The organism is Streptomyces sp. NPDC001634, from assembly GCF_040298185.1.
Lineage (GTDB): Bacteria > Actinomycetota > Actinomycetes > Streptomycetales > Streptomycetaceae > Streptomyces.
This window is the reverse complement of record NZ_JBEOZU010000069.1, coordinates 29,942-55,741: the sequence shown is the minus strand read 5'-3', so window position 1 is coordinate 55,741 and position 25,800 is coordinate 29,942. Positions and strand designations below refer to the sequence as shown.

Annotated in this window: 22 protein-coding genes, 3 pseudogenes and 1 riboswitch; of the genes and pseudogenes, 17 read left to right on the top strand and 8 right to left on the bottom strand. The window is 71.6% G+C overall.

From position 1 onward, the window contains the following. The coding region (locus tag ABT186_RS34650; RefSeq protein WP_351928445.1) for a DUF3017 domain-containing protein at nt 1-512 on the top strand (512 nt) is incomplete at its 5' end. 73 nt (nt 513-585) lie between these two features. Here ABT186_RS34650 and ABT186_RS34645 read toward each other — a convergent pair. Next, on the bottom strand, nt 586-969 hold the full coding sequence (locus ABT186_RS34645) for a peptidoglycan-binding domain-containing protein (RefSeq protein WP_351225911.1): 384 nt from the start codon (nt 967-969) through the stop codon (nt 586-588). A gap of 214 nt (nt 970-1,183) precedes the next feature. Between ABT186_RS34645 and ABT186_RS34640 the strand changes: the two genes are divergently transcribed. The 5 genes from ABT186_RS34640 to ABT186_RS34620 all read left to right on the top strand — a co-directional run bounded on the left by ABT186_RS34640 (nt 1,184) and on the right by ABT186_RS34620 (nt 7,006). Next, nucleotides 1,184-2,428: a sensor histidine kinase gene (locus ABT186_RS34640; protein WP_351225909.1), complete on the top strand. Its 1,245-nt coding sequence runs from the start codon at nt 1,184-1,186 to the stop codon at nt 2,426-2,428. Between the two features lie 22 nt (nt 2,429-2,450). Then, on the top strand, nt 2,451-3,128 hold the full coding sequence (locus ABT186_RS34635; protein ID WP_351225907.1) for a response regulator: 678 nt from the start codon (nt 2,451-2,453) through the stop codon (nt 3,126-3,128). A gap of 436 nt (nt 3,129-3,564) precedes the next feature. Beyond that, the gene (locus ABT186_RS34630; protein ID WP_351225905.1) at nt 3,565-4,038 is read left to right on the top strand and encodes a helix-turn-helix domain-containing protein; all 474 of its coding nucleotides are present in this window, start codon (nt 3,565-3,567) and stop codon (nt 4,036-4,038) included. Between the two features lie 303 nt (nt 4,039-4,341). Next, nucleotides 4,342-5,532, top strand: coding sequence for a helix-turn-helix domain-containing protein (locus tag ABT186_RS34625; RefSeq protein WP_351928443.1), 1,191 nt, complete (start codon nt 4,342-4,344; stop codon nt 5,530-5,532). 484 nt (nt 5,533-6,016) lie between these two features. Next, entirely contained in the window at nt 6,017-7,006 is a 990-nt protein-coding gene (locus tag ABT186_RS34620; protein ID WP_351928441.1) for a malate dehydrogenase, read from the top strand. Nucleotides 7,007-7,094: 88 nt separating this feature from the next. Here the strand turns inward: ABT186_RS34620 and ABT186_RS34615 are convergent, their stop codons facing one another. Together ABT186_RS34615 and ABT186_RS34610 are read right to left on the bottom strand one after the other, a co-directional pair. Continuing rightward, nucleotides 7,095-7,784, bottom strand: a complete 690-nt coding sequence (locus ABT186_RS34615) for a siderophore-interacting protein (RefSeq protein WP_351226861.1) — start codon at nt 7,782-7,784, stop codon at nt 7,095-7,097. A gap of 55 nt (nt 7,785-7,839) precedes the next feature. Beyond that, on the bottom strand, nt 7,840-9,243 hold the full coding sequence (locus tag ABT186_RS34610; protein ID WP_351928439.1) for an MFS transporter: 1,404 nt from the start codon (nt 9,241-9,243) through the stop codon (nt 7,840-7,842). A 93-nt stretch (nt 9,244-9,336) separates the two neighbouring features. Here ABT186_RS34610 and ABT186_RS34605 point away from each other — a divergent pair, with 93 nt between their 5' ends. After that, a complete protein-coding gene (locus ABT186_RS34605) occupies nt 9,337-10,269 on the top strand; it encodes a LysR family transcriptional regulator (RefSeq protein WP_351226857.1) in 933 nt (310 codons plus the stop codon). Between the two features lie 34 nt (nt 10,270-10,303). On the opposite strand, the gene ABT186_RS34600 is transcribed toward ABT186_RS34605, so the two are convergent. Then, entirely contained in the window at nt 10,304-11,071 is a 768-nt protein-coding gene (locus tag ABT186_RS34600) for a hypothetical protein (protein ID WP_351226855.1), read from the bottom strand. Between the two features lie 211 nt (nt 11,072-11,282). Here ABT186_RS34600 and ABT186_RS34595 point away from each other — a divergent pair, with 211 nt between their 5' ends. From ABT186_RS34595 to ABT186_RS34575, 5 genes are read left to right on the top strand one after another with little or no spacing between them, the layout of a single operon-like run. Next, the gene (locus ABT186_RS34595; protein WP_351226853.1) at nt 11,283-12,803 is read left to right on the top strand and encodes an aldehyde dehydrogenase family protein; all 1,521 of its coding nucleotides are present in this window, start codon (nt 11,283-11,285) and stop codon (nt 12,801-12,803) included. 55 nt (nt 12,804-12,858) lie between these two features. After that, nucleotides 12,859-14,388 (top strand): GMC family oxidoreductase, encoded by a 1,530-nt coding sequence (locus ABT186_RS34590; protein ID WP_351928437.1) that lies wholly within the window; start codon nt 12,859-12,861, stop codon nt 14,386-14,388. Beyond that, a complete protein-coding gene (locus ABT186_RS34585; RefSeq protein WP_351928435.1) occupies nt 14,388-15,515 on the top strand; it encodes a quaternary amine ABC transporter ATP-binding protein in 1,128 nt (375 codons plus the stop codon). Before ABT186_RS34590 ends, ABT186_RS34585 begins: the two co-directional genes overlap by 1 nt. Beyond that, nucleotides 15,515-17,452, top strand: coding sequence for an ABC transporter permease (locus ABT186_RS34580; RefSeq protein ID WP_351928433.1), 1,938 nt, complete (start codon nt 15,515-15,517; stop codon nt 17,450-17,452). Before ABT186_RS34585 ends, ABT186_RS34580 begins: the two co-directional genes overlap by 1 nt. Before the next feature lies 1 nt (nt 17,453). Then, nucleotides 17,454-18,410 (top strand): ABC transporter substrate-binding protein, encoded by a 957-nt coding sequence (locus ABT186_RS34575; protein WP_502973413.1) that lies wholly within the window; start codon nt 17,454-17,456, stop codon nt 18,408-18,410. Here ABT186_RS34575 and ABT186_RS34570 read toward each other — a convergent pair. Beyond that, nucleotides 18,411-18,536: pseudogene (locus ABT186_RS34570) on the bottom strand (isocitrate lyase/phosphoenolpyruvate mutase family protein); the annotation flags it as partial. Between the two features lie 27 nt (nt 18,537-18,563). Here ABT186_RS34570 and ABT186_RS34565 point away from each other — a divergent pair. Next, a pseudogene (locus tag ABT186_RS34565) lies at nt 18,564-18,782 on the top strand (PLP-dependent aminotransferase family protein); the annotation flags it as partial. A gap of 286 nt (nt 18,783-19,068) precedes the next feature. On the opposite strand, the gene ABT186_RS48095 reads toward ABT186_RS34565, so the two are convergent. Beyond that, nucleotides 19,069-19,608: a DUF397 domain-containing protein gene (locus ABT186_RS48095; RefSeq protein ID WP_502973412.1), complete on the bottom strand. Its 540-nt coding sequence runs from the start codon at nt 19,606-19,608 to the stop codon at nt 19,069-19,071. 192 nt (nt 19,609-19,800) lie between these two features. On the opposite strand from ABT186_RS48095, the pseudogene ABT186_RS34555 reads away from it, so the two are divergent. Then, nucleotides 19,801-20,181 (top strand): annotated as a pseudogene (locus ABT186_RS34555) (SAM-dependent methyltransferase); the annotation flags it as partial. 81 nt (nt 20,182-20,262) lie between these two features. Here the strand turns inward: ABT186_RS34555 and ABT186_RS34550 are convergent. After that, nucleotides 20,263-21,084, bottom strand: coding sequence for a DMT family protein (locus ABT186_RS34550; protein ID WP_351226865.1), 822 nt, complete (start codon nt 21,082-21,084; stop codon nt 20,263-20,265). A gap of 153 nt (nt 21,085-21,237) precedes the next feature. Between ABT186_RS34550 and ABT186_RS34545 the strand changes: the two genes are divergently transcribed. Further along, nucleotides 21,238-21,582 carry a hypothetical protein gene (locus ABT186_RS34545; RefSeq protein ID WP_351226843.1) on the top strand — a complete coding sequence of 115 codons (345 nt, stop codon included), beginning with the start codon at nt 21,238-21,240 and terminating at the stop codon, nt 21,580-21,582. A 7-nt stretch (nt 21,583-21,589) separates the two neighbouring features. Further along, entirely contained in the window at nt 21,590-22,813 is a 1,224-nt protein-coding gene (locus ABT186_RS34540; protein ID WP_351226841.1) for a glutathionylspermidine synthase family protein, read from the top strand. A gap of 9 nt (nt 22,814-22,822) precedes the next feature. Here ABT186_RS34540 and rocD read toward each other — a convergent pair whose 3' ends face one another. Beyond that, on the bottom strand, nt 22,823-24,028 hold the full coding sequence (gene rocD / locus ABT186_RS34535; RefSeq protein WP_351226839.1) for an ornithine--oxo-acid transaminase: 1,206 nt from the start codon (nt 24,026-24,028) through the stop codon (nt 22,823-22,825). Between the two features lie 112 nt (nt 24,029-24,140). Further along, nucleotides 24,141-24,235, top strand: a riboswitch (ZMP/ZTP riboswitch). A 32-nt stretch (nt 24,236-24,267) separates the two neighbouring features. On the opposite strand from rocD, the gene ABT186_RS34530 reads away from it, so the two are divergent. Continuing rightward, nucleotides 24,268-25,716 carry a glycine hydroxymethyltransferase gene (locus ABT186_RS34530; protein ID WP_351928431.1) on the top strand — a complete coding sequence of 483 codons (1,449 nt, stop codon included), beginning with the start codon at nt 24,268-24,270 and terminating at the stop codon, nt 25,714-25,716. Nucleotides 25,717-25,800: the final 84 nt, after the last annotated feature.

The following is a 25,800-nucleotide window of genomic DNA, read 5'->3' as shown; positions in this document are numbered from 1 at the left end:
ACGCCGCGGCCGCCGGGCCGGGCGGGCGCGGCACCTCGACCGCCGACCGGAGCGCCGCCGACGAGCCCACCGCGCCGGACGCCCACACCGCTCCCGATGATGAAGACGGGCCGCAGGGAGCACCCCTGTCCCGGCGGTTTCCGCGGATCACGCAGGACACCGCGCGGCCCGAGGGCGGCGGCCGGGCGGCACCCCGGGGCGCGCCCGCGCCCGCCCGGCAGTGGCCGATCCTCGCCGTGCTCGCCGTCGTGGGCGTGGGACTGCTGGTGACCGCGCTGGACGCGTTCCGCTTCGGCACGATCCTCATCGGTGTCGCGCTCATGGCGGGCGCCGTGATGCGCTGGGTGCTGCCCGACGTGGGCATGCTCGCGGTGCGGTCCCGCTTCACGGACATGATCACGTACGGCGTCCTGGGCGTCGCCATCGTGCTGCTCGCGATGATGGCCCAGCCGAACCCCTGGCTGGAGATACCGTTTCTCGACGACACGCTGCACTTCACGATCCGCACCTGACCCGTCGTTTTCGGGCGCACACCACGGCGGGCCGTCCCTCCCCCCGGAAGGGACGGCCCGCCGTCGCCGTACGTCAGTGGTGCGTGCTGGGGATGTAGTCGTAGCAGTTGGCGCGCCAGGTGCTGTCGCCCGTCAGGTTGTCGAGGATGCTGTTGCCGGTGTTCTTGCCGACGATCCCGTCGACCGCGAGGTGGGAGGCGGACTGGAACTTCCGCACCCAGGTCCGCGTGTTCGCCCCGAAATCATGGTCCTCCGCCAGCGGCCGGCCCTGCCCGGTGCGCTGCGCCCAGTCGTTGATGCCGTGCTGGACACAGAGCACCCCGGTTCGGTTGCCGCTGCCGTAAGCGATGTCCGACACGCCCGGAGCAGCACCCGCGACGGGCGCGGCGGCCGCGAGGCCGGTGCCGATGAGGACGGCGCCGGTGAGGACGGTGGCAAGACGCCTGCGAGCGTTCATGAGCTGTGGTTTCCCCTCTGTGGACGCGGTGCCGGTGGTCGGCCGGCTGCGTTTCCTTGCGTCACAGAACGTACGGGCGGGCCGGCGGCCCCCGCGTCCTGCACCGGGTTGAACTCCCGTCCCACCGGGCGCGGTAGCCGCGCGCTTCCTGCAACTTCCGTGGTACGGCGTGAGGTTGACTCGGGGGCGGGCGCACCGGCGCTACGCTGCGACGATGCGCATCCGGCCGCCCCGTCCGTACCTCATCGACACGCTGACCGCGTTCGCCATGTTCGGTGTGGCCGCCCTGCTCGGCCGGGAGTCCGTGGCGCAGGGCTGGCCGGAACTCGATGCGCGCGCCTATGTGCTGGTCGCCCTGGCGCATCTGCCGGTCGCGCTGCGCGCCCGTGCGCCGCTCGCCGTCTTCGGCGCGGTGAACGCGGCCGGTGTCGTCTACGTGACCTTCGGCTACTGGCCGGTGGTGTGCACCTTCGGCCCGATGCTCGCCCTCTACACGGTCGCCTCCGGCCGTCCGATGCGCACCGCCGTCGCGTGCGCGGCCGTGATGAGCGCGGTGTGGGTCTACGCCGGTCTCGTCACCCCCAAGTCGTCCATGCCGTCCGTCGTCGGCCAGGCCCTGCTCGATTCCGCCGTCCTGGTCCGGTTCGGCACCCTCGCCCGCCGCTCCGCCGAACTCACCCGGCAACTACGCGCGGAACAGGCCGAGCGCGCCCGCCGCGAGGTCGGCGAGGAACGCGGGCGCATCGCACGGGAGTTGCACGACGTGGTCGCCCACCACATGTCGGTGGTCTCCGTGCAGGCGGGCCTGGCCCGTTTCGTCTTCGACTCCGACCCGGCCACCGCCCGCGCCGCACTCGGCACGATCGCCGACACCAGCGGCGAGGCGCTCGACGAACTGAGGCGCATGCTCCAGGTGCTGCGGGAGGAGGATCTGGCCGATGCCGACGGCGCACCCGGAGCCCCCATGCCCGGCCTCGACCGCCTCGACGACCTGGTCGAACGGGTCCGGGCCGGCGGCGTCCCCGTCGAGCTGCGCGTCGAGGGCACCCCGCGCCCGCTCGCGCCCGGCGTCGATCTGTGCGCGTACCGCGTCGTCCAGGAGGCCCTGACCAACGTCATCAAGCATGCCCCGGGCGCCCGCGCCGACGTCGAACTCCACTACCGGAAGGACCATGTGATGGTCGCCGTCACGGACGACGGGAAGGGGGTGATTCCGGACAGGGTCCTCGGGGACGCGATGGGGGTGATTCCTGCCAGAGCCTCGAGCGGCGGGAAGGGGGTGTTTCCGGCCAGAGTCCCGAGCGGCAGCGGGCACGGCTTGATTGGCATGCGGGAGCGGGCCAAGCTCTACGGCGGGACGATCAGCATCGGCCCGCTGGCGGAGGGCGGGTTCGCCGTACGGCTGACCCTTCCGACCTCGACGGCGGCCGCTCGGCAGGGGGACGACCGTACGCGATGACCGCACGAACCAGGCGTACCGGATGACCCGGGTGCTCGTCGTCGACGACCAGTTCCTGATCCGGGCCGGTCTGGTGGGGTTGCTGAACGCGGCGCCCGGCATCGAGGTCGTCGGCGAGGCCGATGACGGCACGGAGGCGGTGCGGCTGGCCGCCGAGACGCGCCCCGAGGTGATCCTGATGGACATCCGGATGCCCGGCATGAACGGCATCGAGGCCACCGAGCGCATCCTCGCCGAGGCGAACGGGACGCCCGGCCTCTCGCCGCGCGTGCTCGTGCTGACCACGTTCGACCTCGACGAGTACGTGTACGGGGCGCTGCGGGCCGGGGCGTCCGGGTTCCTGCTCAAGGACTCGGGGCCGGAGCGGCTGCTCGCGGCGGTGGCCGCGGTCGGCGGCGGCGACGCCCTGTTCGCGCCCAGCGTGACCCGGCGACTGGTCGAGGCGTTCGCCCGCCAGGCTGCCGCCGTGCCCGGCGCCGCGCCGCCCCCGGACCTCGCCGCGCTGACCTCCCGCGAGGTCGAGGTCCTCAAGCTGATCGCCCGGGGCCTGTCCAACCTGGAGATCGCCGAGCGCCTCTACATCAGCGAGGCCACGGTCAAGACCCACCTCAACCGCACGATGACCAAACTGGCCCTGGACAGTCGGGCCCAGGCGGTGGTGGTGGCGTACGAGACGGGGCTGGTGACACCCGGCGGATGACCTTGGCCGCTCTCGCGACATCGGCTGAGGCGCCGCGAAGGCGAACGGGCCGCGAAGGCCGCCGGGCCGCGAAGGCGAACGGGCCGCGAAGGCCGCCGGGCCGCGAAGGCGAACGGGCCGCCAAGGCCGCCGGGCCGTGAAGGCGAACGGGCCGTGAAGGCGAACGGGCCGAGAAGGCGAACGGGCCGAGAAGGCGAACGGGCCCAAAAGGGGCGCCCGGCCTCTCCCCCGTGGGAGGCCGGGCGCCGGGCGGTTGAGCTGCCCGGGAACCACCCTCATGTACATGTCGGAGCTGTACAACACCTGGCGGTTTGCTGTGGCACGGAAGTGACCGTTCCGCTACGGTGTCGGCGCTCCGCAACGGAACCGATGTAGCCCCTGACATCGTCAATCGAACGGAAACAGGGTCTGGGACCGCCAAGCGGAGGAGTGAGCGATGGGCGCCTGGCAGCCACTGCCGGACGATCTGCCGCCGGAGGTACGGCACTTCGTGGAGCAGTTGCGGCTCCTGAAGGACCGAACCGGACTCAGCCTCGTCGCCCTCGGTGCGCAGACCGCGTACAGCAAGTCCTCCTGGCAGCGCTACCTCAACGCCACCCAGCCGCCGCCCCGTCAGGCGGTTGCCGCATTGTGCCGGGTCGCGGGCCTCGCGGGCGAGGAGGCCGAACGCTTCGGTGTGCGCTGGGAACTGGCCGTGCACGCCTGGCCCAAGCCGCCGGCCCAGGCACCCGCCCCGGCGGACGACCCGACGCCCGGCGAGTACGAGGAGGACCCGACGGTCCCCTGGTGGGAGCGGCCGGTGGTGGAGCCCGAGCCTCGGCCCGCCGGTCGCCGCCTTCTGCTCGTCGCCCTCCTGGGCCTGTTCGTGCTGCTCGTCGTCGCCCTCGTCGGTGCCGTCACGCTCGGGTGACCTGATCCCCCTGGGTCTGCTGAGGTCGCCGCTGTGTCACCGTTGTGTCGATGTGTTGACAAGTTCGCGGATGCGCGCCGAATCATCTGTACAGCGGGTCTAACGTGTCAATCGGGACGGTCCGGGGCGTCCCGGGCGTGCAACGGTGCGCGCCCCCGTCCGAATGCTCCCGTGCGCCCCCATCCCGGGAACTGAAATCCTGGCCGGGCGCATCCCCGTGGGTAGCCAGAACGGGGACTCGGCAGCGGGCACCACGCACGGGGGAAAGACAGCACGTACCGGGGGGAAAGAGGGGGGAAAGCAATGCCTCGTTGGAAGGCCTTGCCCGATGAACTCGACCCGCAGGTCAGGGAGTTCGCAGGCCAGCTGCGGCGGCTCGTGGACCGCAGCGGGCTGAGCGTCCCAGCCGTGGCCGACCGCACGGGCTACAGCAAGACGTCCTGGGAGCGTTACCTCAACGGCCGGCTGCTCGCGCCGAAGGGCGCGATCGTCGCCCTGGCCGAGGTGACCGGCACCAATCCCGTCCATCTGACCACCATGTGGGAGCTGGCCGAGCGCGCCTGGAGCCGCTCGGAGCTGCGCCACGACATGACCATGGAGGCCATCCGGATCTCCCAGGCGCGCTCCGCGCTCGGGGAGTCCGGGGCGGCCACCGAGACCGAGGGCCGCGCCGGCAGGACGACCCGCAGCGCCACGGTGACATCGGGCATCGCGGGACCGGCCGGGGTGGCCCCGACCGTGCCGCCGCAGCCGACGGCCGCGGAGACCCCGGACGCCGGGGGTGACGTACGGACGTCGCAGGGCGGTTCCCCGCGCGCCAACTCCTGGGGACTCGCCGGGTACAAGGGGCCGTCGGGGACCGCCGGGCCCACCACCGCGGCGACCTCGCCGGACGAGCCGGCGCGGACGCCGGGTGCACCCGGGGCGTACGGTCCGGAGGCGGCCGGCGGCCCGCCGCGCGACAACCGGCCGGACGCCCGCGGTCCCTCCGAGGGGGCGCGCCGCAAGCGACAGCTGACGATGTTCCTCGCGGGTGTGCTGGGGGCGCTCGTGGTGATCGCCGCGGCCTTCTATCTCACCGGCGGCGACGGCAAGAAGTCGCAGGGAGCGCCCAAATCGTCCGCGACGTCGGCGAGTCCGAACCCGGACCTGCCGGCCGGCGTCAAATGCAGCGGCGCGAGCTGCACCGGCAAGGACCCGGAGAACATGGGCTGCGGTGGCACGCAGGCGAGGACCACCACCAGCGCCACCGTCGGCACGACCCTTGTCGAGGTCCGCTACAACAAGACCTGCGGCGCCGCGTGGGCCCGTATCACCCGGGCGGCGCAGGGCGACAGGGTCGACGTGTCCGCGGGTACCTCGGCCAAGCAGACCGGATCGGTCACGGCGGCCGGGGACACGGACGCGTACACCCCGATGGTGGCGGTGAAGGACGCGGCCGGGGCGAAGGCCTGCGTGACGCTGGCGTCGGGCCAGAAGGGGTGCACGAAGTAGCGCGTACGAGGACCAAGGGGGCTCCGAGGGCGTAGCGTAGGAGGCGCCCGGAGGGGAGCAACCGTGAAGCGAGGGGCGTGCGGAACGGTGACGCGCGCCTCTCCTTGAAAACAATCTCGTTGGACACGCATGAGCGTCGCGCGACGGGGCAGGCGCACCGTACCCCCACGGGAGTCCGGCAGTGCCGGGAGGCCCATACCCCTCCCGGTCGGACAACCCCCACACGGCGGCCGCCACTCAGTCCCCCTCTCCCGGACAGGCGGCCGCCGTTGTCGTCCGGTTGTGGGGCGGGCCACACGGACCCGGCCGTCCGGCATCCCGGATGCGCGATAGCCTGACCGCTGGATCTCTCTTGACGCCAAGAGATCGATCATTCGTACCCCTGATCGATCATCGCGGCGGGGCGCCGGCCACGAGCCGGCGGCGGGGATCCAGCACCCCGGGGCGAGGAAGCCCCACCGCCAGCTGTCATACGGAGAACGCCATGACCCGCACTCCCGTGAACGTCACCGTCACCGGCGCGGCCGGCCAGATCGGCTACGCACTGCTCTTCCGCATCGCCTCCGGCCAGCTGCTCGGCGCGGACGTGCCGGTCAAGCTGCGCCTCCTGGAGATCACCCCGGCGCTGAAGGCCGCCGAGGGCACGGCCATGGAGCTGGACGACTGCGCGTTCCCGCTCCTGCAGGGCATCGACATCACGGACGACCCGAACGTGGCCTTCGACGGCGCCAACGTCGCCCTCCTCGTGGGCGCCCGCCCGCGCACGAAGGGCATGGAGCGCGGTGACCTCCTGGAGGCCAACGGCGGCATCTTCAAGCCGCAGGGCAAGGCCATCAACGACCACGCCGCGGACGACATCAAGGTCCTCGTCGTCGGCAACCCGGCCAACACCAACGCCCTGATCGCCCAGGCCGCCGCGCCGGACGTACCGGCCGAGCGCTTCACCGCGATGACCCGCCTGGACCACAACCGCGCGCTGACCCAGCTCGCGAAGAAGACGGGCACCCCGGTCTCCGAGATCAAGCGCCTGACCATCTGGGGCAACCACTCCGCCACCCAGTACCCGGACATCTTCCACGCCACGGTGGCCGGCAAGAACGCCGCCGAGGTCGTGAACGACGAGAAGTGGCTGGCCGAGGAGTTCATCCCGACCGTCGCCAAGCGCGGTGCCGCGATCATCGAGGCCCGCGGCGCGTCGTCGGCCGCCTCCGCCGCCAACGCCGCGATCGACCACGTGTACACCTGGGTCAACGGCACCGCCGAGGGCGACTGGACCTCCATGGGCATCCCGTCGGACGGCTCCTACGGCGTCCCGGAGGGCCTCATCTCGTCCTTCCCGGTCACCACCAAGGACGGCACGTACGAGATCGTCCAGGGCCTGGACATCAACGAGTTCTCCCGCGCCCGCATCGACGTCTCGGTGAAGGAGCTGGAGGAGGAGCGCGAGGCGGTCCGCTCCCTCGGCCTCATCTGACCTCCGGGGTCTGCCACGACCTCGCGCCACAGGCCCCGTTCCGGTTCCGCCGGAACGGGGCCTGTGGCCGTTCTTCTGCACGTGGGCATCACTCCAGTCCCCGCCTGCCCGGTGCCCAGAAGGGCTTGGTGAGCACCGAGCGCCGGTCCCAGCCGCACTCCCGGACGAGCACCTGCCGTACCTGCTGAACTGTCCTGGCCTCCCCGGCGACGTACGCCGTCCCACCCGGCTCGGGCGCAAGCCGCCGTACCGCGTCGGTGAGGGAACCCTCGTTCCGCAGCGACCAGTCGAGCCGCCCGGCATGGGGCAGCGGCAGCCGGTCCGCCGCCGTCCCGGTCTCCACGCAGCCGGAGATCCGGGCACGGTCGTCCAGCGCCGCCAGAATCGCCCCGAAAGCCACGGACGCCGTCTCGTCGCCGACGAAGACGTGGTGCGAGGCGTCGGCCCGCAGCACGAACGACCCTTCCGGCTTGCCCAGGCGGATCTCGTCGCCCACTCTCGCGCCGTGAGCCCAGCGCGCCCCGGGACCGGCACCCGGATGGTCCAGGACGCACAACTCCACGGCACCTGCGGGCTCGTAGCGCCACACCGAGTACGTGCGACGGGTCAGCCCGCCGCCGACCAGAACCCGTACCTGCTGCCCGGGCCGCACCTCCAGTCCCGCGAGTCCGTCGCCCTCGATGCGCAGCCGCCGCATACGGGCGGCGAGGGGCTCGGCCTCGGTGATCGTGCCCCGGAGCATCATCAGGTCCAGGATCGGGTTCAGCAGCGCGGGCATGAACGGCTCCTCGTGATGAGTGGTAACTCGCGGGCACACAGCGCCAGTTGCTCCTTCAGGGCCGCGCCGAACGCGATAGTACGCGTTCAGGTCCGGACGCGACAGTGCGTGACCTCGCCCCGTTGCCGTACCCCGCGACGACCGCCGCGGTGGCTGCCAGGACCACCAGAGCGACGGTGCGCAGAGCCGGGCCCATGCCGTGCGGAAGGTTTGGGTGGGCGGCCAGGACAGTGCCGGTGACCGCGACGCCGAGGGCCGCGCCGATCTCCCGGGCCGAGGTGCCGAGACCGGAGCCCAGGCCGGCCTGGTGGGCCGGGAGCGAGGAGACGACACCGTACGTCAGTGCGGGCATGCTGAACCCGGTGCCGGCCGAGATGACGAGCAGCCAGCAGGCGTACGTCCAGTAGGGCGTGCCCGCGCCCGCGGTGGACGCACCGAGCAGGCCGAGGCCGATGAGGGCGAGACCGCTGCCGATGACGGCACGGGGGTGGCCCGCCCAACGGGCGGCCAGTCTCTGGGCGAGCGCCATGCCGACCGTCAGCGGCGCGATCGCGACGCCGGTGAGGGCGGGGCCGTAGCCCTTGATGTCCTGCAGGTACTGCGAGTTGACGTAGAAGAGGGAGAAGAGGCCGAAGAAGCCGGTGGCCGTGCCCAGGGTGGCGGCGCGCAGCGGGCCCGAGGCGAAGACGCGCGGGTCGAAAAGAGGGGTGTGTGAAAGGAGGGCGTGAGTGGTGAACAGAACGACGAGCAGCGCGCCCGCCGCGAACGCGCCCAGGATCCGCGGTGAAGTCCAGCCGTAGGCCGGCCCCTCGATGATGCCGAAGAGGACGGCGACCAGACCGGCGGTCAGCAGGAGGGTACCGAGGGGGTCGGGGTTGCTCCGCGCGGCGCGTTCCGTGCGCGGGGTCGTGACGGCCACGGCGAGGACCAGGAGCGCGGCCAGCGGGACCATGGCCCCGAACAGGGCGCGCCAGGACAGGAACTGGCCGACCAGCCCGCCGAGGAGGTTGCCGGCCAGTCCGCCGAGGCCGATCGCGAGGGTCCAGGAGGCCAGGGCACGGGGGCGGTGCTCCGGGGCGGCGAGGTGCATCAGGACCGACATGGTCGCGGGCGTGATCAGCGCGGCTCCCGCGCCGGACAGACCGCGGCCCGCGATCAGGACCGCGGGGTCCGTCGCGAGCGCGCTGGTGGCGGCGCCCGCGGCGAACAGGGCGAGCCCGGTGAGCAGCGCGCCCTTGCGGCCGTACCGGTCGCCGAGCGCGCCGGACGGGATGAGGAGTCCGGCGAAGACGATGACGTACGCGTCGACCATCCACAGGATCTCGCTGTGCGAGGGGTGCAGGGATGACGAACTCAGTTGAGGGATCAGCAGGTTGATGGCGGCGACCATGCTCTGCGCGACCAGGACGCAGGCGCACAGGGCCAGGAGTGTCGGGCGTTTCAGGGCGTGCGAGGGCACGGCTCCTCCCGGGAGCTCGGTGTGGTGCGGGATGCCCTGCCACCGTAGGCTCGGCCCTGACCTGCTTTCCAGTGCAACCTTTGCAAGGGATGGATGCGTATGACGCAATCCACCGGCCTCGACCTCAATCTGCTGGTCGCCCTGGACGTCCTTCTCGAAGAGGAGAGCGTCCAGGGCGCCGCCCGCCGGCTCCATCTCTCCGAGCCGGCGATGAGCCGCACCCTGGGCCGGATCCGCAAGGCGCTCGGCGACCCCGTCCTGGTCCGCGCCGGACGCCGGATGGTGCCGACCCCGCACGCCCTGGCCGTACGCGCCGAGGTGAGCGCCGTGGTGGAGCGTGCCCGTGCCCTGTTCGCACCCGGCCGCGACGCGGACCTCAGGAGCGTCAGCCGTACGATGACGATCCTCGGCCACGACGCGATCGCCGCGTCCTACGGCGCGGCCCTCTTCGCCCGCGCCGCCCGGGAGGCGCCGGGCATCCGCATCCGCTTCCTCGCCGAGAGCCATGTGGACGCGCCGTTCCTGCGGCAGGGGACCGCCGACCTGGAGGTCGGGGTCGTCGACACGGCGGCGCCCGAGGTGCATGTGGAGACGCTCCACGAGGACCGGATGGTGGGGGTCGTACGGGCCGGACATCCTTTGTTCGAGGGGGAGTTGACGCCCGAGCGGTTCGCCACGGAGGCCGGCCATCTGATCGTCTCGCGCCGCGGCAGACTCCATGGCCCGGTGGATGCCGCCCTGGCCGAACTGGGGCTGAAGCGCCAGGTGGTGGGCACGGTCGGCACCTTCCCCGCCTCACTCTTCGTGATCCGCGACACCGACCTCGTGGGCCTGATCGGTTCGTGGAGCCTGCCGCTGGCATCGGAGCTGGGCCTGGTCACGTTCGAGGTGCCGCTCCCGCTCCCGCCGCTGCGGCTGGGACTGGCCTGGCATCCGCGCCACGACGCCGATCCGGCGCACGCGTGGCTGCGCGGCTGCGTCCGGGACCTGATGGCCGAGTGGTCGGCGAGCGCCGGGGCCCGTTAGCCTCCACGCGGCCTCGCGCAGGCCGGCGTCCCGCCTATCGCATGTTCGGGACCTTCGAGATGTCCACCGTGCGGCTCGCGGGCGGGGGCGTCGCCCGGACCGGCTTGTTGTAGTCCGTGAAGGTGAGGGACAGATTGGTGCCCGGGCCCCGCTGGGCCGCGCGGTACAGGTGGTGCGGCTTGCCGGGCGTGACGTACAGCGTCGACGTCAGGCGGTTCACCCGGAAGGTCAGGGGGACCACCCGGGTGCCGTTCACCATCGTCGCGAGGCCCTCCGTCAGTGAGGCAGGCACGGTGACCATCGCGGCCTTCTGGAGGGTCCCGAGGTCGCACGTACCGGCGATGCCGCTGAGCAGCGTGCCGGCCGTGGAGCCGTGGATGTAGCGGTTGCCGAACGAAGCGGCCGCGGCGACGCCCCGCCGACCGGGAATCGCGGCCTTCCAGAACACCGCGTCGGGCTTCAGCCAGACGTCGGGGCCCCGCTTGATGATCTCGACGCTGCCGCCGTGCCCGCCCAGCGTCAGAGTGCCCGCGCAGTTGCCGCGCCGGTCGAGCGCGAGGTTCATCGACGTCGGCATACGGCTGCCCGACACGGCCGTCGCGCTCCGGTCCACGTAGCCGACCCGGACCGATGCCGCCTTCGCCAGGCCCGCCTGCGCCTGGGCGGCCAGCTGCTGCGGACTCTGGTTGCCTCCGGTCTGGGCCGGCGAGACGCCGGTCAGCCCGGGGGAGAACAACAGGCCCACCGACAGGGCCGTTGTCGCGGCATACGTCGCGATCGCGAATCCATGGGTCCGAGACATCGCACCTCCATCAGCGCGGCACCGCTCAGCGTGAGCACAGCACTCCTCAGCGTACTTTTCACCCTTTTCGCCCGCATTTTCAGTGACGCCCAGCACTTTCGGCCACGGAGCGCGCATGCATCCGGGGCCCAGGGGCAGGCGCACCCGGCCCCCGAGAGTGACACGCGTGTGACACGGGGGCATCGAACAGGAACGGAAGGCAACACCGATCATGGCCGCACAGCAGGCACGGCAGGCAGAACCGACGATTCACGTGGCGGGGGAGTGGCGCACGGCCCGCTCCGGCGCCACGCGCGAGATCCTCGACCCCGCGGATGCCGAGCCATTCGCGCTTGTTGCGGAGGGTGACGAACGGGACGCCGACGACGCCGTCGCGGCCGCCCGTCGTGCCTTCGACGAGGGACCCTGGCCGCACACGCCCGTCGCCGAGCGTGCCGCACTCCTGCACCGCGTAGCCGATCTCCTCGTACGCGATCGCGAAGATCTCGGTCTCCTGGAGAGCCGGGACGCGGGCAAGACGGTCGAGGAGGGCCGGGTCGACATCGACTGTGTCGCCGACACCTTCCGCTACTTCGCGGACCTCGTCGCCGCCGAGAGCGCCGGCCGCGTCGTCGATGCCGGCTCGCCCGACGTCCACAGCGTCGTCGTGCACGAGCCCGTCGGCGTCTGCACCCTGATCACACCCTGGAACTACCCGCTCCTGCAGGCGAGCTGGAAGATCGCCCCCGCCCTCGCCGCGGGCAACACCTTTGTGGTCAAGCCGAGCGAGATCACCCCGATGACCACCATCGAGCTGATCGGACTGCTGGCCGAGGCCGGTCTGCCCGCCGGGGTCGCGAACATGGTCACCGGGCCCGGGCACTCGGCAGGCGCCCGGCTCGCCGAGCACCCCGGCGTCGACCTCGTCTCCTTCACCGGCGGACTGGTCAGCGGCACCAAGGTCGCGCAGGCCGCCGCCGCGGGCGTCAAGAAGCTCGCCCTCGAACTCGGCGGCAAGAACCCCAATGTCGTCTTCGCCGACGCCTGCGCCACCGACGACGGCTTCGACACCGCTGTCGACCAGGCCCTCAACGCCGCCTTCATCCACAGCGGCCAGGTCTGCTCGGCGGGCTCCCGCCTCATCATCGAGGAGTCGCTGCGCGAGCGCTTCGTCGCCGAACTCGCCCGCCGGGCAAGCCTGATACGCCTCGGCCGGGGCACCGAGAAGGATGTCGAGTGCGGCCCGCTCGTCTCCGCGCAGCAGCGCACCAGGACGGAGGAGTACGTCGCCTCCGCGCTCGCCGAGGGCGCGGTGCTGCGCTGCGGCGGCAGGCGCCCCGAGCCGAGCGGGACCAGGCCCGCCACCGGCTACTTCTACGAGCCGACCGTCCTCGACCAGTGCCACCGGAACATGAAGGCCGTGCGGGAAGAGGTCTTCGGCCCCGTGCTGACCGTGGAGACCTTTCGCACGGAGGACGAGGCGCTCGCCCTCGCCAACGACACCGAGTACGGCCTGGCCGGAGCCGTCTGGACCGCCGACCCCGGCCGCGCCCGCCGTCTCGCCCGGCGGCTGCGCCACGGCACCGTCTGGATCAACGACTTCCACCCCTACCTCCCGCAGGCGGAGTGGGGCGGCTTCGGCAGGAGCGGCATCGGCCGCGAACTCGGCCCCGCGGGCCTCGCCGAGTACCGCGAGGCGAAGCACGTCTACCAGAACCTCGCGCCGCGCCCGGTCCGCTGGTTCGCGGGCTGAACCCCCACCCCCCTGCAGCGCGGCACCTTTGCACGACCCCGAGGAGCAGTACTTCATGTCCGATCAGCAGCACACCTACGACTACGTCGTCATCGGCGGCGGCACGGCGGGCTCCGTCATAGCCTCCCGCCTCACCGAGAACCCGGACGTCACCGTCGCCGTCATCGAGGGCGGCCCCAGCGACGTCGGCCGTGACGACGTCCTCACCCTGCGCCGCTGGACGGGCCTGCTCGGCGGCGAACTCGACTACGACTACCCGATCACCGAGCAGCCGCGCGGCAACTCCCACATCCGGCACAGCCGCGCCCGTGTGCTCGGCGGCTGCTCCTCGCACAACACCCTGATCGCGTTCAAGCCGCTGCCGTCCGACTGGAACGAGTGGGAGGCGGCCGGCGCCGAGGGCTGGGGCGCCGTCCCGATGGAGGCGTACTACGCCCGGCTCCTCAACAACATCGTCCCGGTCGACGAGAAGGACCGGAACGCCATCGCCCGTGACTTCGTCGAGGCGGCGCGGGCGGCGCTCGGCGTCCCGCGCATCGAGGGCTTCAACAAGAAGCCGTTCACCGAGGGCACCGGCTTCTTCGACCTCGCCTACCACCCCGAGAACAACAAACGGTCGAGCGCGTCGGTGGCGTATCTGCACCCGGTGATGGACAACCGCCCGGGCCTCCGTATTTTCCTGGAGACCTGGGCGTACCGGCTGGAGATCGCGGGCACCCGGGCCGAGGGCGTGCACGTGCGCACCAAGGACGGCGAGGAGATCCTCGTACGGGCCCGGCGCGAGGTCGTGCTGTGCGCCGGTGCCGTCGACTCCCCGCGGCTCCTGCTGCACTCCGGTATCGGCCCGAAGGCGGACCTGGAGAAGCTCGGCATACCGGTCGTGCACGATCTGCCGGGCGTCGGCGAGAACCTGCTCGATCACCCCGAGTCGGTGATCGTGTGGGAGACGCACGGCCCGATCCCCGAGAACTCCGCGATGGACAGCGACGCCGGGCTCTTCGTACGCCGCGATCCACACCACGCGGGCCCCGACCTGATGTTCCACTTCTACCAGGTCCCGTTCATGGACAACCCGGAGCGGCTGGGCTACGAACGGCCGCCGTACGGCGTCTCGATGACACCGAACATCCCCAAGCCGAAGAGCCGCGGCCGGCTGTATCTCACCAGCGCCGACCCGTCCGTCAAACCCGCGCTCGACTTCCGCTACTTCACCGACGAGGACGACCACGACGGCCGCACCCTCGTCGACGGCATCCGGATCGCCCGCGAGATCGCTCGGACCGAGCCGCTGGCGGGCTGGCTCAAGCGGGAGGTGTGCCCCGGCCCGGACATCACCGGTGACGAGGAGCTCAGCGCATACGCGCGCCAGGTGGCGCACACCGTGTACCACCCCGCGGGCACCTGCCGCATGGGCGCCGTGACCGACGAACTGGCTGTGGTGGACCCCGAGTTGCGCATCCGCGGCCTCGACGGCATCCGTATCGCCGACGCGTCCGTCTTCCCGACGATGCCCGCCGTGAACCCGATGATCGGGGTGCTCATGGTCGGGGAGAAGGCCGTGGACCTGATCGGCGGTGGTGCGTGATGAGTACTCCGGTCTTCTCCGTCGACGGTCTGTGGAAGGTCTTCGGCCCCAAGGCGGCCCGTGTCCCGTCGGACCCCCGACTTGCCGCGCTCCCGCCCGCCGAACTGCGCAGCCGCACGGGCTGCACGGCCGCCGTCCGGGACGTGGGCTTCGACGTCCGCAAGGGCGAGGTCTTCGTCGTCATGGGCCTGTCCGGCTCCGGCAAGTCCACGCTGGTCCGCTGCCTCACCCGCCTCATCGAGCCGACCGCGGGCAGCATCGCCATCGACGGTGAGGACGTGCGCGCCACGGACAAGGCCCGGCTGCGTGAACTGCGCCGCCACCGGGCCGCGATGGTCTTCCAGCACTTCGGTCTGCTGCCGCACCGCACGGTCCTCGACAACGTGGCGTACGGCCTGGAGATCCAGGGCGTCGGCAGGGCCGAACGCCGGGAGCGGGCCGCCGTCTTCGTCGCCAAGGTCGGCCTGGAGGGCATGGAGCAGCGGCGCCCCGCGCAGCTGTCGGGCGGTCAGCGTCAGCGGGTCGGGCTGGCCCGCGCGCTCGCCGTCGACCCCGAAGTGCTGCTGTTCGACGAGCCGTTCAGCGCGCTCGACCCGCTGATCCGGCGCGATATGCAGGAGGAGGTGGTCCGGCTGCACCGCGAGGAGGGCCGCACGATGGTCTTCATCACGCACGACCTGAGTGAGGCACTCAGGCTGGGCGACCGCATCGCCCTGATGCGGGACGGGCGCATTGTGCAGCTGGGCACCCCCGAGGAGATCGTGGGCTCCCCGGCCGACGACTATGTCCGCGAGTTCGTCCGCGACGTACCGCGCGAGCAGGTGCTGACGGTCCGCACGGCGATGCGGGCCGCAACCGCCGCGGAGTCGGCGCACGGCCCGGCGGTGTCCGCGGACGCGACGGTGTCGGAGGCGATCGAGGCGGTGGCCCGGGCCGGGACGCCGGCGCGGGTCGTGGACGCGGGGCGATGCGTCGGGATGGTCGACCCGGACACGCTGCTCGGCGTGGTCGCCGGCGTAGCCGCGGGCAATCGTGCCGCTGGGGCGGCACGGGTGGGTGCAGCAGCACCCGGCCGGGGCCGGCAAGCGCAACCCCTCCCGGCCAACCGCAGCAAGGGGGACGCTTGATGGCCACAGCAACGGCAACCGCCGCCCGTTCCCCCTTCCCCGCAATCCTCCGCAACCGAGCCGTCGCCAAGCTCGCCCTCCTGGCCCTCGCGGCAGCGGTCCTCGTGCCCCTGGCCCACGCCCGCTGGGCCGGCAGCAGCTGGCCGCACGCGCTCACCGTCGACCTGTCCAAGCCGCTGACCCGTGCCGGTGACTGGATCATCGACAACCGCGACAGCCACCCCCTCTTCCTCTACTTCTTCGGCTACATCAGCAACGCCGTCGTCCTGTCCGTACGCGCCGTCTACCTTGTGCTGCTCGCCGCCGGCTGGGCGGGCGTGACCGCGGCCGCCGGGCTGCTGGCCTGGCGTGCCGCAGGCGTACGCCTGGCCCTCGGCACGGCCGCCGCGTTCCTCGCCTGCGGTCTGCTCGGCATGTGGGTGCCCACCATGCAGACGCTGGCGCTCATGGTGGTCGCGGTACTCGTCTCGGTCGCGCTCGGCGCGCTGCTCGGTCTCGCCGCCGGCCTTTCGGACCGTATGTTCCGCGCCCTGCGCCCCGTCCTCGACACCATGCAGGTGCTCCCGGCGTTCGCGTACCTCCTGCCTGTCGTCCTGGTCTTCGGCATCGGAGTCCCCGCCGCCGTCCTCGCCACCGTCGTCTACGCGGCACCGCCGATGGCCCGCCTCACGGCGCTCGGCCTGCGGGGGGCCGACAGGGAGGTACTCGAAGCGGTCGAGTCGCTCGGGACCACGGCCCGCCAGCGCCTGTTCACCGCCCGCCTCCCGCTGGCCCGCAAGGAACTGCTCCTCGGCCTCAACCAGACGATCATGATGGCGCTGTCCATGGCGGTCATCGCCTCCGTGATCGGCGCGGCCGGCCTCGGCGACCGGGTCTACCAGGCGCTCGCCTCCGTCGACGTGGGCGCCGCGCTCGCCGCCGGCATCCCGATCGTGCTGCTCGCGGTCGTCCTCGACCGGGTCACGGGCGCGGCGGGCGAGGGCCCCCGGGCCGGCGGCCGGGCGGGCTGGGCGTACGCCGCCGCCGGGACCGTCGTCGTCGCCGTGGCCGCACGTCTCGCCGGCCGCCAGGACTGGCCGGACGCCTGGACGGTGCACATCGCCGAGCCGGTGAACCGGGCCGTGGACTGGATGACCGCCCATCTGTACTCGGGCGTCCCGTACGTCGGCGGCACCGCCGACTGGGCGGGCCACTTCACCACCTGGATCCTGGACCCCCTTCGCTCCGGGCTGCAGTGGCTGCCCTGGTGGTCGGTCCTGCTCGTCGTCGCCGCGCTCGCCTGGCTGATCGGCACCTGGCGCACCGCGCTCACCGCCGTCCTCGCGATGGCCGCGACCGGAGTGCTCGGCGTGTGGAAGCCCTCCCTGGACACGCTGTCCCAGGTGCTCGCCGCCGTCGCCGTCACCCTCGTCCTCGGCTTCGCGACCGGCATCGCGGCGGCGCGCAGCGACCGCTTCGAGCGGGCACTGCGCCCCGTCCTGGACGTGCTCCAGACGATGCCGCAGTTCGTCTATCTGATCCCGGTCGTCGCGCTGTTCGGCGTCGGCCGCGCGCCCGCCGCCGTGGCGGCGGTCGTGTACGCGCTTCCGGCCGTCGTCCGTATCACCGCCCAGGGCCTGCGCCAGGTCGACCCGGCCGCCCTGGAGTCGGCGCGTTCGCTCGGCGCGACGAGCGTCCAGCAGCTGCGCCAGGTCCAGCTCCCGCTGGCCCGTCCGGCGCTGCTGCTCGCCGTGAACCAGGGTGTGGTGCTGGTCCTCGCCGTCGTCATCATCGGCGGTCTGGTCGGCGGCGGCGCGCTCGGCTACGACGTCGTCTTCGGCCTCGCCCAGGGTGACCTGGCGACCGGCCTGGTGGCCGGCGCGGCGATCGTCTGCCTCGGCCTGATGCTCGACCGGGTGACCCAGCCGGCCGAGCGGCGCGCGAAGAAGGGAGAGTGAGATGCCTCGTACACGCACGAAGATCATGACGGCCCTGGCCGTTCTGGCGCTGACGACCGGCTGCGGCGCCGCGGACATGACCAAGCAGGCCTCGCCCTTCGCGGGCGCGCAGGGCGCGAAGACCGTGACCCTGTCCGTGCAGTCGTGGGTGGGCGCGCAGGCCAATGTGGCCGTGGCCCAGTACATCCTCGAACACGAGCTCGGCTACCGAGTGGACACCGTCCAGGTCGACGAGGTCCCCGCCTGGGACGCGCTCAGCCAGGGCCGGGTCGACGCGATCCTGGAGGACTGGGGCCACCCCGACCAGGAGAAGCGGTACGTCGAGGACAAGCAGACGATCGCGCGCGGCGGCGGCCTCGGCGTCACCGGCCACATCGGCTGGTACGTGCCCACGTACTTCGCCCGGCAGCACCCGGACGTCACCGACTGGAAGAACCTGAACAAGTACGCGCCGCAGCTGCGGACCGCGGAGAGCGGCGGCAAGGGCCAGCTGATGGACGGTTCACCGTCGTACGTCACCAACGACAAGGCGCTGGTGCAGAACCTGAAGCTGGACTACCAGGTGGTGTTCGCGGGTTCGGAGGCGGCGCAGATCACGCAGATCAGGCAGTTCGCGAAGGAGCACAAGCCGTTCCTGACGTACTGGTACGCGCCGCAGTGGCTGTTCAAGAAGGTCCCGATGACCGAGGTGAAGCTGCCGCCGTACAAGGAGGGCTGTGACGCGGACGCGGCGAAGGTCGCCTGCGCGTACCCGCACACGCCGCTGCAGAAGTACCTGAACGCGGACTTCGCCCGGCACGGGGGCAAGGCGGCGCGGTTCCTGAAGAACTTCCACTGGACGACCGAGGACCAGAACGAGGTCTCTCTGATGATCGCCGACCAGAAGCTGTCCCCGGCCGAGGCGGCGAAGAAGTGGGTGGACGGCCACGCCTCGACATGGAAGGCGTGGCTGCCCTGATCATCCCTGCCGCAGCCGAGCGGCGATCCCGCCGAGGGCTGCCGTCGCCCGGCGCTGCAACCCCGGCCCGAATGTCACGCGGGTGGCCCCGAGTTCACCGAGTTCGGTGGGCGAGGGGCCCTCGCCGGGCTTGGCTGCTGACGGCGGCCGGTGCTGCGTACGCGGCCCCTTCCCTTCGACGAACTCGGCACGAACATCGCCGAGTTGGCGGGGGAGGGAGCTGTACTGCTCACTCCCGCACACCAGTTCCCCATGGGCGTGCCCCTGCATCCCGACCGGCGGGCGGCCGTCGTCGACTGGGCGCGGCGCACCGGCGGTCTGGTCCTGGAGGACGACTACGACGGCGAGTTCCGTTACAACCGTCAGCCGGTAGACCCTAAACCCTTGAAACTTGGAAAGACCACAGGTCGGCGGGCATATGAGAGCCCCGGCCAGCACGCGTGCCGACCGGGGCCGTATCAGTCGCTCAGCGGTTCAGGTGCCGGTGTTCGTCCAGTACCCGCAGCGCGGGGCTCAGATGGGGCATCGAGCCCCCACAGCGGGTGTCCCTCGGCAGGGCCCACGAGTGCCAGCACGTGAGGCACCAGCCCATCCCGGAGTGTTCAGGGTCGGGCTCTGCGCTGCTGCCGCACTGCGGGCACTGCCCCATGGGGACTCCCTACGCCGTGACGTCGAATTCACCCAGCTTGGCACCGGTCAGGAAGTCGGTCCACTCGACGACCGTGAATTCGACCGTCTCGCCGGTTGCGGAGTTGCGGACCGCCACCTTGCCGGGAACGTTCGTCGCCACCGCGACACAGCGCGGATCGTTGTTGTTGTACGTACACACCGCAGACGTGCGGAATTCGAACTCGGGGACTGCGCTCACGTGCCTATCCTTTCGCTGTGCCGCTGCGGGGAATCGGTACCAGCGCCGTCTTGCTACCCGCCCCGGTAGGACGGGGGTCTGCTCGCGGTAGGGGTTGCCCTCCGCTGGGGTGACTCGCCAGAACGTCTCAGCCGTGGCCTTGAAGTGCCGATGGTCGGGGTTCAGCCCCGTGTGTTTCAGCGCCCAGACCTCAACCGGCAAGCGTTCTCGGACTGTTGACTGCGCCTGAGCCCCGCACGTCAGGCACTCGGCCGAGTAGATTCCGTCTGGAGCACCCTCGGCCGTTTCGGGTCCGAGTGTCCATTCAGCCGCTTTGATGATCGAGCGCATCACAGTGCCCCTCTGCTGCGCCGGTTCGCCTCGGCCACTCTGACGCTCAACTCCTGGGGGCTCCGAGAGCAGTGCGAACACGTGCACGGCGGGTATTTCTGGCCCACTTCCGGCACCTCTACCGGCCGCACGGTGTACTTTCCACGCACGGAAGTACGAGCGCCCGTTTCGGGATTGATCCGGTACACAGCAAACGAGGACGTCAGCCAGGTCTTCGTCACCTTTGCGGCCCACGCCCGGCCGGGCGCGCTGCTCGTGCTGTGCTCCCCGGTCGCCCCGATCACCCGCACCGAGCCGTCCACCGCCACGGTGGACACCCCGAGAGGACCCGCGACCGTCACCGTCCGACATGAGTGGGACCTGCGGACCCAGATCAACACCATGCACCGTCACTGGATGCTCCCCTCGGGCGACGAAGCCCGAGACGAGATCCGCAGACGCGTCCTGTTCCCCCGTGAGTTGGAGCGCTACGCGGAGGGTGTCGGCTTCGAGGTCCTGGACATGCTCGACGGCACAGGGACGGGGCTCACCGGCCCAACCGCGTACACAGTGGCCCGATACATCCGCCCGTGACCGGCAGGGCCCGAAATGGCGCCGGCGCCGACCGCACGACCCCTGACAGCAGTAGCGACGGCAGCACGCGTCACGCCCCGGTCACGCCTCCACGACCGGCGCCTCCCCGAACCGCGCCAGCCCCAGCGCCCCCGCCACCGCGACGATGAATCCCAGTACGGCCAGCCACGCCAGCCCCTCCCGCGTGCGGTCCCCCAGCCACACCACGCCCACCAGGGCCGGGCCGATCGTCTCGCCGATCACCAGTCCGGCCGTCGCCGTCGTCACCGAGCCCCGCTGCAACGCTGTCGTCAGCAACAGGAAGGCCGCCCCGCCCCCCAGCAGCAGCGCATACGTCGCCGGATTGGTGAGCAGCGATCCGGGCGACAGCGAGTCGATCAGCCGCACAGCCACCTCGACCACCCCGAACCCGAACCCGGCGCCCAGCCCCAGGATCAGAGCCCGCCCCCGCCCCGGCAGCCGCCCGCCCACAAGCCCGAGCAGCAGTATCGCCACGGCCAGCCCGAGCATCGCCCACTTCAGGACCTCGGATCCGGCCCGGGAACCCTCCGCCCCGGACGCCAGCCCCAGCATCGCCAGCCCGGCACACACCACGGACACCGCGGACCACTCCGCCCCGCTCAGCCGCACTCGCAGCAGCCGGGCCGCGACCACCGCCGTCACCGCGAGACTGGACGCAAGCGCCGCGCCGACCGCGTAGATCGGAATCGACCGCAGCGCCGCGATCTGCAGCAGGAAGCCGAGCCCGTCCAGCGCGAGCCCCGCCAGGTACCGCCACTGTCTGACCGCCCGCAGCAGCAGCGCCGCGTCACCGCCCCCGCCCGTGCTCGCCGCACGTGCCGCGACCGCCTGCAACACCGTCGCCGTACCGAAACAGACCGCCGCACCAAGCGCGCACACCATTCCAAAGAGCACGAAGCGACTTTAGGGGAGTGTGGAACGGCGGGGGCGGACTCGAACGCCAGAGTGACGGTCTTTAGTGTGGTGGCCGAATTTCTTCTCACCGATGTCTCAACGGCATCTCAACGACGTCTCACTCGACGGGGGATCACGAACATGGCGGACACACGCCGGCAACTGCGCTCGGGCACGGTCGTCCTCGGCGGCATGGGGCTCCTCGCCGCCGCCCTCACAGCCTGCTCCTCGGACCCGGACAAGCGCTGCGTCGACCGCGACAGCTACAACCTCGCCAAGGGCTACAAGGTCGTCGCCGACAAGAACTGCACGTCCACCAAGACGTCCGTCAACGGCTCCTGGTACTACGGCGGCAAGAAGAAGAGCGGCTGGGTCGACGGCGGCTCCTTCATCAGGCCCGGCAGGGGCTCCGGCGGTTCCAGCGGCGGCAGCCACAGCGGCGTCCACCGCGGTGGCTTCGGCAGCCACGGCAAGACCGGCAGCTGAGCGGCCCGTGGAACGCCGTACGACCGAGCCCCGCCCCGGCTGGCAGCAGACCGTCGAGGCGCAGGGCCTGATCTACCCGCTCACCCTCCCCCAAGCTCTCGACTCCGCTCGAGCAGGGGGGACCCCCATCCCCGACGACGCCTGGCTCCCCTACTGGGACGAGAGCGCCTACTACGTCTTCACGCTCCCCGAGGTGGAGGCGCTGGAGGAGGTCGTCGAGGAACTGCACGGCATGTGCCTGGCCGCGGCCGGACACATCGTCGCCACGGACCGCTTCGCCGACCTCGGCATCACCGACCCGCGCGTCGCGCGTGCGGTCGCCGAGGCCTGGCACCGCCGCGCCGAACTCCCCTCCGTCTACGGCCGGTTCGACCTGCGCTACGACGGCACGGGAGAGGCCAAGCTCCTGGAGTACAACGCCGACACGCCCACGTCCCTGGTCGAGGCCGCCTCGCCCCAGTGGTTCTGGATGGAGGACCGCTTCCCGGGCGCCGACCAGTGGAACTCCCTCCATGAGCGACTGATCGCCGCCTGGAGGAAGCAGGCAGCCCTCCTGCCGCCCGGCAGCCCGCTCTACTTCGCGCACTCCTCCGCCGACGAACTCGGCGAGGACCTGATGACGGTCGCCTACCTCAAGGAGACCGCGGAACAGGCCGGGCTCGACACCGACTGGATCTCCATGGAGGAGATCGGCTGGGACCCGCTCTCGGAGCGTTTCGTCGACAACCGGCTCCGCTTCATCCGCAGTTGCTTCAAGCTCTACCCGTGGGAGTGGCTCACCACCGACCGGTTCGCGGGCCACGTCCTGGACACCCTCGACAACGGCGGCGGCACCGGCAGCACGCTGTGGATCGAGCCCGCCTGGAAGATGCTCCTCAGCAACAAGGCGCTCCTCGCGATCCTCTGGGAGCTGTACCCGGGCCACCCGAACCTGCTCCCGGCCTACCTCGACGGCCCCCGGGAGCTCGCGCACACGACGGGTTACGTCGCCAAGCCGCTCCTCGGCCGCGAGGGCGAGGGGGTGACCGTCCACCAGCCGGGCGCCGAACCCGTCGTGCGGGAAGAGGCCTGCTGCTACCAGGAGTTGGCGCCCCTGCCGTCCTTCGACGGCAACCGTGTCGTCCTCGGCGCCTGGGTCGTCGAGGACGAGTCGGCGGGGCTCGGCATCAGGGAGTCGTCCGGGCTGGTCACGGACGAGTACGCCCGCTTCCTGCCGCACGTCGTCCTCTGAGGGCCCACCTCAGACCCCCAGGACCGCCCGCAGCTGGGCGAGCCCCCAGTCCAGGTCCTCCTTGCTGATCACGAGCGGAGGGGCGATCCGGACGGTGGACCCGTGGGTGTCCTTGACCAGGACACCCCGGTCCATCAGCTTCTCGCAGATCTCCCGCCCCGTCCCGTACCTCCGGTGGACGTCCACGCCCGCCCACAGCCCGCGCCCGCGCACCTGGGTCACCCGGCCCGTGCCGGTCAGCGTCCCCAGTTCGCGGTGCAGATGCTCGCCCAGCTCCGCCGCCCGCGCCTGGTACTCGCCCGACCGCAGCATCGCGATCACCTCGAGGGCGACCGCGCAGGCCAGCGGGTTCCCGCCGAACGTCGACCCGTGCTCGCCGGGCCGGAACACCCCGAGCACCTCGGCGCTCGACACCACGGCCGACACCGGCACGATTCCGCCGCCGAGCGCCTTCCCGAGCACGTACATGTCCGGTACGACGCCCTCGTGCTCGCACGCGAAGGTGCGTCCCGTCCGGCCGAGGCCCGACTGGATCTCGTCGGCGACGAAGAGCACGTTCCGCTCCCGGGTCAGCTCCCGCACCGCCGGCAGATACCCGGCCGGCGGCACCAGCACCCCCGCCTCGCCCTGGATCGGCTCCAGCAGCACCGCCACCGTGTTCTCCGTCAGCGCCCCGCGCATCGCGGTCATGTCCCCGTACGGCACGATCTCGAAGCCCGGCGTGTACGGGCCGAAGTCCGCGCGTGCCTCCGGGTCGGTGGAGAAGCTGATGATCGTCGTCGTACGGCCGTGGAAGTTGTTGCCCGCGACCACGATCTTCGCCATCTCGGCGGGCACCCCCTTGACCCGGTACCCCCACTTCCGGGCCGTCTTCACCGCGGACTCCACGGCCTCGGCGCCCGTGCTCATCGGCAGCACCATCTCCATGCCGCACAGCTCGGCCAGCTGCGCGCAGAAGTCGCCGAACCGGTCGTGGTGGAAGGCGCGTGACGTCAGCGTCACCCGCTCCAGCTGGGCCTTGGCCGCGTCGATCAGCCGCCGGTTGCCGTGCCCGAAGTTCAGCGCCGAGTACCCGGCCAGCAGATCCAGGTACCGGCGCCCCTCGACGTCGGTCATCCACGCCCCGTCCGCCGTGGCCACGACGACCGGGAGGGGGCGGTAGGTGGGTGCGCTGTGGGCCTCGGCCGCGGCGACGAGGGTGTCGGTGGTACTCACGGTGCTCCCCTTCCGGCCGGACGACGGGATGTGCTCCCCTTCCATCCTCGTTCCATCCTCGCTCGCATGGTGGACGGGGGAACAAGGCGCCGCGGCGCGCCCGGTAGGCTGATCACCGGGCCGTGACTGGCGCGCTTGGGATGGGACCGACCATCGGGGAGCGGCCCGGAGTCAAGCGATTGTGAGCCGTGCGCCTGGGCCAACCGTGAACGCTGTACGCACGTCGTCCGGAGGTCCCCATGCCAGAGCAGCCTCTCTCCACCGAATCCACCGCCTTCCGCGCCGCCCTCGACGTGATCCGAGCGGTCGAGCCGCGCGTCGCCGACGCCATCGGCCAGGAGGTCGCCGACCAGCGCGAGATGCTCAAGCTGATCGCCTCGGAGAACTACGCCTCCCCGGCCACCCTCCTGGCCATGGGCAACTGGTTCAGCGACAAGTACGCCGAGGGCACCGTCGGCCGCCGCTTCTACGCCGGCTGCCGCAACGTCGACACCGTCGAGTCGCTCGCCGCCGAACACGCCAAGGAGCTCTTCGGCGCCCGCCACGCCTACGTCCAGCCGCACTCCGGCATCGACGCCAACCTCGTCGCCTTCTGGGCCGTCCTCGCCCAGCGCGTCGAGACCCCCGCCCTGGAGAAGGCGGGCGTACGCCAGGTCAACGACCTCTCCGAGGAGGACTGGGCGGAGCTGCGCCGCGCCTTCGGCAACCAGCGCATGCTCGGCATGTCCCTGGACGCGGGCGGCCACCTCACCCACGGCTTCCGCCCGAACATCTCCGGAAAGATGTTCGACCAGCGCTCCTACGGCACCGACCCGGCCACGGGCCTGATCGACTACGAGGCGCTGCGCACATCGGCCCGTGAGTTCAAGCCGCTGATCATCGTGGCCGGCTACTCGGCCTACCCCCGCCTGGTGAACTTCCGCATCATGCGCGAGATCGCCGACGAGGTCGGCGCCACCCTCATGGTCGACATGGCGCACTTCGCGGGCCTGGTCGCGGGCAAGGTCCTCACCGGCGACTTCGACCCGGTCCCGCACGCCCAGATCGTCACGACCACCACCCACAAGTCGCTGCGCGGCCCGCGCGGCGGCATGGTCCTGTGCGACGACTCCCTCAAGGACCAGGTCGACCGCGGCTGCCCGATGGTGCTGGGAGGTCCGCTCCCGCATGTGATGGCCGCGAAGGCGGTGGCGCTGGCGGAGGCCCGGCAGGAGTCCTTCCGCGACTACGCCCAGCGGATCGTGGACAACTCACGCGCGCTGGCGGAGGGCCTGATGCGCCGCGGCGCCACGCTCGTCACGGGCGGCACGGACAACCACCTCAACCTGATCGACGTGGAGACCTCCTACGGCCTCACCGGCCGCCAGGCCGAGTCGGCCCTGCTGGAGTCGGGCATCGTCACCAACCGCAACGCCATCCCGGCCGACCCGAACGGCGCCTGGTACACCTCCGGCATCCGCATCGGCACGCCCGCGCTCACGACCCGTGGTCTGGGCACGGCGGAGATGGACGAGATCGCGTCCCTGATCGACCGCGTCCTCACGACGGCCGTCCCCGGCACGACCGGCAAGGGCACCCCGTCCAAGGCCCAGCACGTCCTGGACCCGAAGATCGCGGACGAGATCGCCCACCGGGCGAGCGACCTGCTGACCCCGTTCCCGCTGTACCCGGAGATCGACCTCGGCTGACTTGATCGCTCCCCGGCAACACTGATCACCCGAGCTCTCCAAGATCGATCAGCTCCTGCCGCGGCGGCTCGGCCTCCCGCCGAG

Excerpts from the sequence above, each read along its gene's own strand:
- ABT186_RS34645 (WP_351225911.1), bottom strand. The coding sequence starts at position 969 with ATGAACGCTCGCAGGCGTCTTGCCACCGTCCTCACCGGCGCCGTCCTC.
- ABT186_RS34640 (WP_351225909.1), top strand. The coding sequence starts at position 1,184 with ATGCGCATCCGGCCGCCCCGTCCGTACCTCATCGACACGCTGACCGCG.
- ABT186_RS34635 (WP_351225907.1), top strand. The coding sequence starts at position 2,451 with ATGACCCGGGTGCTCGTCGTCGACGACCAGTTCCTGATCCGGGCCGGT.
- ABT186_RS34630 (WP_351225905.1), top strand. The coding sequence starts at position 3,565 with ATGGGCGCCTGGCAGCCACTGCCGGACGATCTGCCGCCGGAGGTACGG.
- ABT186_RS34625 (WP_351928443.1), top strand. The coding sequence starts at position 4,342 with ATGCCTCGTTGGAAGGCCTTGCCCGATGAACTCGACCCGCAGGTCAGG.
- ABT186_RS34620 (WP_351928441.1), top strand. The coding sequence starts at position 6,017 with ATGACCCGCACTCCCGTGAACGTCACCGTCACCGGCGCGGCCGGCCAG.
- ABT186_RS34615 (WP_351226861.1), bottom strand. The coding sequence starts at position 7,784 with ATGCCCGCGCTGCTGAACCCGATCCTGGACCTGATGATGCTCCGGGGC.
- ABT186_RS34605 (WP_351226857.1), top strand. The coding sequence starts at position 9,337 with ATGCGTATGACGCAATCCACCGGCCTCGACCTCAATCTGCTGGTCGCC.
- ABT186_RS34600 (WP_351226855.1), bottom strand. The coding sequence starts at position 11,071 with ATGTCTCGGACCCATGGATTCGCGATCGCGACGTATGCCGCGACAACG.
- ABT186_RS34595 (WP_351226853.1), top strand. The coding sequence starts at position 11,283 with ATGGCCGCACAGCAGGCACGGCAGGCAGAACCGACGATTCACGTGGCG.
- ABT186_RS34590 (WP_351928437.1), top strand. The coding sequence starts at position 12,859 with ATGTCCGATCAGCAGCACACCTACGACTACGTCGTCATCGGCGGCGGC.
- ABT186_RS34585 (WP_351928435.1), top strand. The coding sequence starts at position 14,388 with ATGAGTACTCCGGTCTTCTCCGTCGACGGTCTGTGGAAGGTCTTCGGC.
- ABT186_RS34580 (WP_351928433.1), top strand. The coding sequence starts at position 15,515 with ATGGCCACAGCAACGGCAACCGCCGCCCGTTCCCCCTTCCCCGCAATC.
- ABT186_RS34575 (WP_502973413.1), top strand. The coding sequence starts at position 17,454 with ATGCCTCGTACACGCACGAAGATCATGACGGCCCTGGCCGTTCTGGCG.
- ABT186_RS48095 (WP_502973412.1), bottom strand. The coding sequence starts at position 19,608 with ATGCGCTCGATCATCAAAGCGGCTGAATGGACACTCGGACCCGAAACG.
- ABT186_RS34550 (WP_351226865.1), bottom strand. The coding sequence starts at position 21,084 with ATGGTGTGCGCGCTTGGTGCGGCGGTCTGTTTCGGTACGGCGACGGTG.
- ABT186_RS34545 (WP_351226843.1), top strand. The coding sequence starts at position 21,238 with ATGGCGGACACACGCCGGCAACTGCGCTCGGGCACGGTCGTCCTCGGC.
- ABT186_RS34530 (WP_351928431.1), top strand. The coding sequence starts at position 24,268 with ATGCCAGAGCAGCCTCTCTCCACCGAATCCACCGCCTTCCGCGCCGCC.